At 68.3% G+C, this 6360-nt stretch carries 5 protein-coding genes; 3 read left to right on the plus strand and 2 right to left on the minus strand.

What is annotated here, in order from left to right; translation table 11 throughout:
* Positions 1 to 145 precede the first annotated feature (145 nt).
* From egtB to ABE473_RS03510, 3 genes are read left to right on the plus strand one after another with little or no spacing between them, the layout of a single operon-like run.
* A complete protein-coding gene (gene egtB, locus ABE473_RS03500; protein WP_346488508.1) occupies positions 146 to 1432 on the plus strand; it encodes an ergothioneine biosynthesis protein EgtB in 1287 nt (428 codons plus the stop codon).
* Positions 1429 to 2403, plus strand: coding sequence for an L-histidine N(alpha)-methyltransferase (egtD, locus tag ABE473_RS03505; RefSeq protein WP_346488509.1), 975 nt, complete (start codon positions 1429 to 1431; stop codon positions 2401 to 2403). The genes egtB and egtD overlap by 4 nt, the downstream gene beginning before the upstream one ends.
* 55 nt (positions 2404 to 2458) lie before the next feature.
* A complete protein-coding gene (locus tag ABE473_RS03510; protein WP_346488510.1) occupies positions 2459 to 4630 on the plus strand; it encodes a lytic murein transglycosylase in 2172 nt (723 codons plus the stop codon).
* 45 nt (positions 4631 to 4675) lie between these two features.
* Here ABE473_RS03510 and ABE473_RS03515 read toward each other — a convergent pair whose 3' ends face one another.
* Both ABE473_RS03515 and ABE473_RS03520 read right to left on the minus strand, forming a co-directional pair.
* Positions 4676 to 5860 (minus strand): benzoate/H(+) symporter BenE family transporter, encoded by a 1185-nt coding sequence (locus ABE473_RS03515; protein ID WP_346488511.1) that lies wholly within the window; start codon positions 5858 to 5860, stop codon positions 4676 to 4678.
* 32 nt (positions 5861 to 5892) lie between these two features.
* Positions 5893 to 6360: hypothetical protein (locus tag ABE473_RS03520; RefSeq protein ID WP_346488512.1), on the minus strand; the 468-nt coding region annotated here is incomplete at its 5' end.

Raw genomic sequence — 6360 nt, forward strand, 5'->3', positions numbered from 1 at the left:
CGCCGTGGCTGCAGCGTGCAAACCGGACAACACAGGCAAGGGGTCTCCCCGATAGCGGCCCAAGCGCATTCAACTTGAGCGCTGTCACCGTACCGATGCCGTGCCATGACGTGGCACTCACCCCGGCTGGTCGATCCTGATCGGGATGAATACCGCCGTTGCTGCCGCACCACCCCTCACTGCCGCCCCGCCGTCGTCGCTGGCCGCCCGCTATGCAGGCGTGCGCGCCCGCACGGTCGCGCTGGCCGCGCCGCTCAGCGCCGAAGATGCCATGGTGCAGAGCATGCCCGACGCCAGCCCGGCGAAATGGCACCTGGCCCATACCACCTGGTTCTTCGAGCGCTTCGTGCTGGCCACCCGGCCCGGCTACGTGCCGATCAATGCGGACTGGCATTACCTGTTCAACAGCTACTACCAGAGCATCGGCCCGGCGCATGCGCGTCCCCAGCGCGGCCTGCTCTCGCGGCCGACGCTGGACGAGGTGCTGCGCTTCCGCGCCGAGATCGACCATCGCGTGATCGCCGCACTGCAGGCCGGCACGTTGAGTGGGCAGGCCCAGCAGCAGCTGCTGCTCGGCCTGCACCATGAGCAGCAGCACCAGGAACTGCTGTTGACCGACATCAAGCACGCGTTCTGGTCCAACCCGCTGCAGCCCGCCTACCGCGATGACCTCGTGGCGACGCCGGCGCGTGCGCTGCCGCTGCAGTGGCTCAGCAGTCCCGAGCAGATCGTGGAGATCGGCGCGCCGGTCTGGCCGACCCAGCCCACGTTCGCCTATGACAACGAATCGCCGGTGCACCGTGCCCTGGTCCCCGCCCATGCCCTGGCCAACCGCCCGGTCAGCAACGACGAGTACCGCCAGTTCGTGCAGGCCGGCGGCTACCGCGAGCCGCGCTGGTGGATGAGCGAGGGCTGGACGCTGTGCCAGGACCAGCACTGGCAGCATCCGCTGTACTGGGACGACGCACTGGAGCGCGAGTTCACCCTTGGAGGCTGGCGCGCGCTCGATCCGCACGCACCGGTCTGCCATCTCAGCTATTTCGAAGCCGACGCGTATGCGCGCTGGCAGGACGCCCGCCTGCCCACCGAGTTCGAGTGGGAAGCAGCGACCGCGGGCCGTCCGCTGCGGGGGCGCTTTGTCGAGGCCGATCAGCTGCACCCCGGCGGCGCGGAGGAGGACGGCGACATGGTCCAGCTGTTCGGGGATGTCTGGGAATGGACCAGCAGCGCCTATGGGCCGTATCCGGGCTTCCGCACCTTCCCGGGCAACCTGGGCGAGTACAACGGCAAGTTCATGTGCGGGCAGTGGGTGCTGCGAGGCGGCAGCTGCGTGACCCCGGCGGATCACCTGCGCGCCAGCTACCGCAATTTCTTCGCCCCGTCGGCCCGGTGGCAGTTCGCCGGCGTGCGCCTTGCACGGGACGCCGCATGAGTTCGGTCCGGGATGCGCTCGACGCACTGACCGATCTGCAGCCGGATCGCGACCAGATCACCGCCGACATCCTCCGCGGGCTCTCGGCCACGCCGCGCCAGCTGCCGTCCAAGTACTTCTACGATGCCCACGGCTCGGCGCTGTTCGAGCAGATCACCCGGCAGCCCGAGTACTACCCGACCCGCACCGAGCTGCAGCTGCTGCAGGACTGCGCGCGGGATATCGCCAAGGTGGTCGGCCCGCACCTGCATGTGGTGGAGCTGGGCAGCGGCAGCGGGCGCAAGACCGAACTGCTGCTGCATGCGCTGCGCGATCCGGTCGCCTACACCCCGATCGAAATCTCCCGCGCCGCACTGCTGGACAGCATCAGCCGGCTGGCCGCGTCGCTGCCGGACATCGAAATGCTGCCGGTGTGTGCCGACTTCACCCAGCCGGTGCAGCTGCCGTCCCCACAGCGCGAACCGGCCCGCCGTCTGGTGTTCTTCCCCGGCTCGACGCTGGGCAACTTCGCCCATGACGAGGCGGTCGCGCTGTTGAAGGCGATGCGCCAGACCATGGGTCCGGAGGGCATGGCGCTGATCGGCATCGACCTGCACAAGGATGCGGCGTTGATCGAGGCCGCGTACAACGACGCTGCCGGGGTCACCGCCGACTTCACCCTCAACCTGCTGCGTCGTCTCAATCGCGACATCGGCAGCGACTTCGACCTGGACGGCTTCCGCCATCGCGCCCGCTACAGCGTGCCGCGCCTGCGCATCGAAACCGAACTGGTCAGCCAGCGCGACCAGCGCGTGCATGTGGATGGGCAGAGCTTCGATTTCGCCGAAGGTGAAGCGATGACCGTCGAGTACAGCCACAAGTACACCGACGCGGTGTTCGCCCGGATGGCTGCGGACGCCGGTCTGCAGGTGACGGCGCACTGGAACGCCACCGATCCCGCCTTCGGCCTGCGCCTGCTGCAGCCGGCCTGACCTGCGCGGCATTGCCGCTATGATGCAGGTCCACTGGCTGCAAGGACTCCCGCCGATGCGATGGTCGCCCCTGTTGTTGGCCGGGCTGTGTCTCGGCGCACCGTCGCTCGCGATCGCCGCGCCGGATGCCTTCTCCACGTGCCTGGGCACGCTCAAGGCGCAGGCCGGCAAGCAGGGCGTCACGGGCGAGCGCTTCGACGTGCTCACCGCCGGGCTGACCCCGGATCCCAGCGTGCTGCCGCTGCTCGATGCGCAGCCGGAGTTCACCACGCCATTGTGGGATTACCTGGCCGCCCTGGTGGATACCCAGCGCGTGGCGGATGGGCGCGCCCGCCTGGCCGAGCACCGGGATCTGCTGGCGCGGGTATCGACCGAGTACGGCGTCGATCCGGCCACGATCGTGGCGGTCTGGGGGGTGGAGAGCGATTACGGGCGCGTGTTCGGCAAGCGCCCGCTGCTGCAGTCGCTGGCCACGCTGTCCTGCGAAGGCCGCCGCCAGCCCTTCTTCCGGGGCGAACTGCTGGCGCTGCTCAAGCTGATCGACGCCGGCGACCTGCGTGCCGAAGGCCTGACCGGCTCGTGGGCCGGCGCGTTCGGCCACACCCAGTTCATGCCCTCCACCTATGCACGCATCGCGGTGGACGGCGATGGCGATGGTCGTCGTGATCTGGTCGCGTCCATTCCCGATGCCCTGGCGTCTACGGCCAATTACCTCAAGAAGGCCGGCTGGCGCACCGGGCAGCCGTGGGGCGTCGAGGTGAAGATTCCGGCCGGCTTCAACGCCGGCCTGGCCGGTCGCACCCAGCGCAAGCCGCTGGCCGACTGGCGCGCGCTGGGCATCGTGCCGATCGCCGGGGGTGCCCTGGCGCCTACCGGACTCCCGGCCGACAGCAATGCGGCATTGTTGCTCCCGACCGGTGCCAAGGGCCCGGCCTGGCTGGTGTTCCGCAACTACGACGCGATCTACGCCTACAACGCCGCCGAGAGCTACGCCCTGGCCATCGCCACGCTGGCCGACCGCCTGCGCGGTGGAACAGGTATCGTCGCGGCCTGGCCGACCGACGATCCCGGCATCGGCCGGACCGAACGCCGCGAGCTGCAGACCCTGCTGCTGGCCCGCGGCCACGATATCGGTACTGCGGACGGCATGATCGGCACCGCGACCCGCCGCGCCATCCAGGCCGAACAACAGCGGCTGGGCTGGACCCCTGCGGATGGCCGTGCCGGCCAGCGCATCCTTACCGTCCTGCGCGGTGCTCCTCCTTCTTCAACGCCGACCATGCCCGCATCCACCGTGTTCACCCTGCCGCCGAACCATGCCCAGTACGTCCAGTCCCCGGCCGCGCCGCGCGCTGCCCTGCCCAAGGTGCCCGGCCTGAGCCTGGCCGATGTGCAGGGCTTCCCCGCGTGGACGGTCGAGACCCCGTTCGCCACCGCCGCGATCAGCGTGTTCGGCGGCCAGCTGCTGTCCTATGTGCCCAAGGGCGGGCAGGACGTGATGTGGCTCTCGCCCAGTGCCCAGCCGCTGCCGACGCCGATCCGCGGCGGCACCCCCGTGTGCTGGCCCTACTTCGGCCGCCAGGGGCAGGGCAATGACGTGCCCTCGCACGGTTTCGTCCGCAACGTGCCGTGGACCCTGCAGCAGGCACGCCGCGAGGCTGACGGCACGATGGTGCTGACCCTGGCCCCGCCGGTGCTGGAGAACCTGGACCTGCGCCTGCGCATGGAACTGCGGATCGGCCGCACCCTGGAACAGCGCCTGATCACCGAGAACACCGGCCGGCAGCCGGTCGCCTTCACCCAGGCCCTGCACAACTACTTCCATGTCAGCGACGCGATGCAGGTCAGCGTCGAAGGCCTGGACGGTCTGTCCTACCTGGACAAGTTCGAGAACTATGCCGCGCCGCGCCGGCAGCAGGGCGAGTGGAGCCTGCGCGACCCGCGCGATCCCGGCCGCAGCGACCGCATCTATACGCAGGCCGGCGGCCGCTACCTGCTCAAGGACCCGGGCCTGAAGCGCCGCATCGAGATCATCACCACCGGCAGCCGCTCGCTGGTCGCGTGGAACCCGGGCGAGGCGGGCGCCAGCAGGATGGCCGATGTCGGGGCCGGCTGGCGCAACTATGTATGCCTGGAAGCGGCCAACGCCGGTCCGGACGTGGTGACCCTGGCGGCGGGTGCCAGCCACACCCTGACCCAGACCTTCCGGGTGCTGCCGCTTCAGTAAGTCATGGACGGGGCAGGGCGCTCCTTGCGCGCTGCCCCGGCCGCATCAGGCAGGGCGCGGTCGCAGCGCCGCCAGGCAGATGCCGCCGGCCACCAGCCCCCAGAACGCCGAGCCGATCCCGGCCAGTGACAGGCCCGAGGCGGTGACCAGGAACGTCACCAGCGCCGCCTCGCGATCGGCCTCCTCACGCAGCGCCATCGCCAGGCTGTTGGCGATGGTGCCGAACAGCGCGATACCGGCCACGCAGGCCACCAGTTCCTTGGGGAAGGCGGCGAACACGGCCGCCACCGTCGCCCCGAACAGCCCGACCACGATATAGAAGGCGCCCGCGGCCACCGCTGCGGTGTAACGCCGCGCCGGATCCTCGTGTGCCTCGCGCCCCATGCAGATCGCCGCGGTGATGGCGGCCAGGTTCAGCCCAAAGGCGCCGAAGGGGGCAAGCAGCGTATTGACCACCCCGATCCAGCCGATCACCGGCGACACCGGCGTGTCGTAGCCGGAGGCGCGGATCACCGCCACGCCCGGGATGTTCTGCGAGGCCATGGTGACCACGAACAGGGGCAGGGCGATGCCGAACACTGCCGACCACGACAGCGTCGGCCAGGTGAACACCGGCGTCGCCAGTTCCAGCCGTACGTCCTGCATATGCAGCAGGCCCTGGCCGGCCGCGACCATCACACCTACAAGCAGGGTGGCGATCACCGCGTAACGTGGGAACAGCCTTCGCCCCACCAGCCAGGTGGTGAACATCGCCAGCGCCATCCCGAGCTGAGTGCCCATGGAGACGAATACATCCAGCCCAAAGCGCAGCAGTACACCGGCGAGCATGCCGGCGGCCAACGCCATCGGTACACGTTTCATCACCTTCGCGAAGATTCCCGAGAAGCCGGCCAGCATCCCCAGCACCGCGGCAAGGACGAACGCACCGATCGCATCGCTGTAGCCGACGGCGCTCGCACCCACCACGAGCATGGCCGCACCCGGCGTCGACCATGCGGTGACGACGGGCATCCGATAACGCAGTGACAGACCAATGCACGTCACGCCCATGCCAAGGCCCAACGCCCACATCCATGAGGCGATCTGCGCCTGATCGGCGCCCACTGCACGTGCGGCCTGGAACACGATCACCGCCGAACTGGCGAAGCCCACCAATACCGTAATGAAGCCTGCCATCACCGCGGGCAGAGAGAGATCGCGCCACAACGAACGTTTGCCGACCGCAGACATCGCATGCATTCCTGATGACAAGAGATGCATTGTTAGCAAGCCAGCGGCAGCACGCGCAACGCGCGTGCTGCCGCGCTTGTTGATGAGCAGCACGTAGGAATGACGCGTTGATGAAAAAGATCGACGAAAACGCTTGACGAATTTTCAGAAGTCTTTAGTATTCGCTCCCTCGCTGCGACGCGGTCTTCACCCCGGTGAACACCCACCCGCAGCGACGACAACAAGCTTCGAAAGAAGGTGTTGACGGAAACGAAAAGCCTGACATAATAGGCGGCTCGCAACGACGAAAGCCTCTCGGGGCAAACGACGAAGCGGCATCGGCAACAACGGTTCACTACGGTGAAGCGGCCTTGAAAAAAGGTGTTGACGAAGCAGATAAGCCGGTCTACAATGGGCGGCTCGCAACGACGGAAACGTCGGGGCACACGGAGGAAGGCGCTGAGGCCGACTCCCAAGTTCTTTGACAGTATGCGCAGGTATCTTGTGAAGGCGCCTGCAGG

Source organism: Stenotrophomonas sp. TWI700 (assembly GCF_039673645.1).
Lineage (GTDB): Bacteria > Pseudomonadota > Gammaproteobacteria > Xanthomonadales > Xanthomonadaceae > Stenotrophomonas > Stenotrophomonas maltophilia_AA.

Bases quoted from the DNA above. Each gene is read 5' to 3' on its own strand.
- egtB (WP_346488508.1), top strand. From the start codon at position 146: ATGAATACCGCCGTTGCTGCCGCACCACCCCTCACTGCCGCCCCGCCG.
- ABE473_RS03510 (WP_346488510.1), top strand. From the start codon at position 2,459: ATGCGATGGTCGCCCCTGTTGTTGGCCGGGCTGTGTCTCGGCGCACCG.
- egtD (WP_346488509.1), top strand. From the start codon at position 1,429: ATGAGTTCGGTCCGGGATGCGCTCGACGCACTGACCGATCTGCAGCCG.
- ABE473_RS03515 (WP_346488511.1), bottom strand. From the start codon at position 5,860: ATGTCTGCGGTCGGCAAACGTTCGTTGTGGCGCGATCTCTCTCTGCCC.